Source organism: Accumulibacter sp. (genome assembly GCF_031732815.1).
Classification (GTDB): Bacteria; Pseudomonadota; Gammaproteobacteria; order Burkholderiales; family Rhodocyclaceae; genus Accumulibacter.
In genome coordinates, this window is record NZ_JAVMKF010000206.1 from 17718 (window position 1) to 20243 (window position 2526).

Here is a 2526-nt window from a genome sequence, read left to right on the forward strand (position 1 = left end):
GGATGCCGTGATCGGCGACGACAAGCCGCTCGTCCGCAACGGCTACCGCTTCTACACGACATGGAACAAGGGCTTCGCGCTGGTTTTTCGCTGGCAGCCCAATCGCGGACCGGTTGCCGTCGGTTCGGTGAATCTTCCGGGATATCCGGCCAACGCGCTGAAGCAGGCACAGGAGTGGAAGCTGCCTGGCGTTGCCGACCCGGTCTGGGCCATGCTGCAGTTTGACGAGACGCTCATTCCAGACGACCGTGAGGCGGAGTTCAGGTTGCCTGAGGACTACCGAGTCGTCGTTCGCCACGGTGAGCAGCGCTGGGAGATCGACCCTTACCGCCCGGCGGCGATCCGGTTTGCCGAGGGCTCCCTGCAGTATCTTGGTCTCACTACCTGGATGGGCTACCTCGTCGTATGGGACGGCACGATTCCCTGGCTTCTCCTCGCTTCCGCGATCGCTGCTCTCGCACTTTCGCTGCACTTCTGGCAGCACTTCTCCCGCCAGCCGTGGAACCCGGCGGGCGCGGGGCAGGTCTCCTGCAACGACACGCAAACAACCGGAGCAGTCATTGGAAGCATTGAACGAACTTAGGGTCCTGTGGGGCGCGGTCGTCGCCTACGTCCTCGCAGGCAGCCTCGCGATTCTCGGCGTCATGCTGAAAAAGCGGCCGGATCGCTACGTCCTTGCGCTCATGGTCGTCGGTCTCCTGGTGCATACCGCCTCGATCGCGATGCGTTGGGAGCGGCTGGGTCACGGCCCGTTCGTCTCGATGTTCGAAATTCTGACAAGCAACGTCTGGAGCCTGATGCTTGTCTTCTCGATTGCCTACTGGCGGCTTCCGGTGGTCCGCCCGATGGCTGCCGTCGTGATGCCCATCCTCTTCATCATGATGGGCTGGCTGATGACGGTAAGCCCCGGCGAAACGCGCCTGCCACCGACCTATCACACCGTCTGGCTCTTCGTGCACATAGGCTTTGCCAAGGTTTTCATGGGGGCCATGCTGGTAGCAGTGGGGCTGTCTGGGATCATCCTGTCGCGTGCGACCCGCTTCGGGAGCGAGACCTTTCATCGTCTCCCCGACAACGATCGGCTGAGTGACCTCGGATTCCGCTGGGTGGCGGTGGGCTTCGTGTTTCACACGCTGATGCTGATTGCCGGCGCCATCTGGGCGCAGGATGCCTGGGGGCGCTACTGGGACTGGGATCCGCTTGAAACCTGGTCGTTCATTACCTGGCTGATGGTTGCCATCTCGCTGCACGCGCGGATCACCTTTCGCATCTCTCCGCGCGTCGGCGCCTGGATGACCATCGCCGTCTTCGTTACCGCCTTCCTGACCTTCTTCGGTATTCCCTTCGTCACGCAATCGGCGCATCAGGGGGCGGTATGATTCGCAGCACAGCGTTCATCCATCCCGTAAACGAAGTTGCTGCCGCAAGGGCGCGGCGCTGGCTGCTGCTGGCGGTTTCCGCGGTTGCCATTTCAGGGCTCTTCGCCATCCTCATCGCCCTGGCGCGCGTACCGGCGTTGGGTACGCTCTTTCCGGGGACAGAGTTCTATCGGACGGCGCTCGTCCTGCACGTCAATCTCTCGCAGGGTGTCTGGTTCATGGCATTCGCCGCGGTGCTGTGGAGCCTGGTGGCGGTCAGGGAGTCCGAGCGTATCGACCGTGCGGCGTGGCTGCTCGCCGTGCTCGGCGTTTCCGGCATCACCCTGTCCGTGCTGTCAGGAAAGGCGCCGCCCATCATGAGCAACTACCTGCCGGTACTCGACAACGCGCTATTCCTCGGCGGCCTGTCGCTGCTCGGGCTTGGGATCATGCTGAAAGCGATCAGCGCCTGGGTCGGCGTTCCCTTCTGGTCGCCGGAGGGCGGACTTGCCAGCCTGCAGTCGACCCTGCTGCGTCTCGCAGCAGCGGAAACGCTGGCGGTCTTCGTGCTTTTGGCCTTAACCTGGTGGCAGATGACGGGGCAGACGGGCTACCTGTTCTTTGAAACCCTGTTCTGGGGTGCCGGCCACCTGTGGCAGTTCACTCTTGCCGGGCTCCTGATGTGCTGCTGGCTCATGCTGGCGCCGAAGGCGGCGGGGCGGATCGCCCCCGGCTTCCTGCGGCTGTTGGTCGGCGTCAGCCTTCTTCCCGTCGTTGCGGGTCTGGCGGTGCCGCTGCTGCATGCGCCGGACGAAACCGCCCATACCTACCTCTATACCTGGCTGATGCAATGGATGAGCTGGCAGGCGCCACTGTTGCTGGGCTGCATGGTGGCACTGCTGGCGCCCCGCGGCGGCCTGGCACCGGGTTACGGGCTGTCGCTGCTGCTCTTCGTCGCCGGACTGCTGCTCGGCGCGCTGATCAATGGGCAGACGACGCTGATCACCGCCCATTATCACGGAACCATCGGCGCCGTTACCCTGGCCTTCATGGCAGTGAGCTATCGGCTCCTTCCGGCGCTCGGCGTATCGATTCCGGAGACGCGCTTCGTCAGGTTGCAACTCGCCTGCTACGGTTACGGCATCCTGCTCATGATGGGCGGACTGGC

2 protein-coding genes and 1 pseudogene are annotated in these 2526 nt (G+C 63.7%); all 3 read left to right on the top strand.

Annotated features, from left to right (window positions below; all coding sequences use genetic code 11):
* Positions 1 to 583: pseudogene (locus tag RKP46_RS13200) on the top strand (hypothetical protein); the annotation flags it as partial.
* Complete coding sequence (gene ccsA, locus RKP46_RS13205; RefSeq protein WP_311107061.1) at positions 570 to 1379, top strand: cytochrome c biogenesis protein CcsA; 810 nt, start codon at positions 570 to 572, stop codon at positions 1377 to 1379. The pseudogene RKP46_RS13200 and the gene ccsA, both read left to right, overlap by 14 nt.
* On the top strand, positions 1376 to 2526 hold a 1151-nt coding region (locus RKP46_RS13210), incomplete at its 3' end, for a cbb3-type cytochrome c oxidase subunit I (RefSeq protein WP_311107062.1). The genes ccsA and RKP46_RS13210, both read left to right, overlap by 4 nt.